The organism is Oleiphilus sp. HI0061 (genome assembly GCF_001635675.1).
The window spans coordinates 1-329 of the sequence record NZ_LWFE01000802.1 but is presented as its reverse complement, the minus strand read 5'-3'; the positions used below and the strand labels follow the sequence as shown (position 1 = coordinate 329).

At 44.1% G+C, this 329-nt stretch carries 1 protein-coding gene; it reads right to left on the bottom strand.

Annotated features, from left to right (window positions below; genetic code table 11):
• Positions 1-329, bottom strand: a 329-nt coding sequence (locus A3735_RS09670) for an ABC transporter transmembrane domain-containing protein (RefSeq protein WP_255375160.1), incomplete at both ends; no start/stop codon positions are given.

The window sequence follows — 329 nt, the reverse complement described above, 5'->3', positions numbered from 1 at the left end:
TCGAACCTAACACTATCCATGTGAGGGGCGGGCTGTAGTAGTACATCACCACAAAAAAGATCACGGTAAAAAGGATATCGATAATCAGCGTTAAAGCAGAGCCAGTAATAAACTCACGAATGGTATCCAACTCTCGAACTCTGGCTACAGTATTCCCCACTTGCCGTGCATTAAAGAATGATATGGGTAGACGCAAGAGATGGTTATATAACTGCGACCCTAAGGTCACATCAACCCGATTGGTGGTATGCGAGAAGACGTAGGTTCGAAGGCCATTCAAAATCACATCGAATAAGGAAACGACGATTAAACCGAAGCACAATACATCG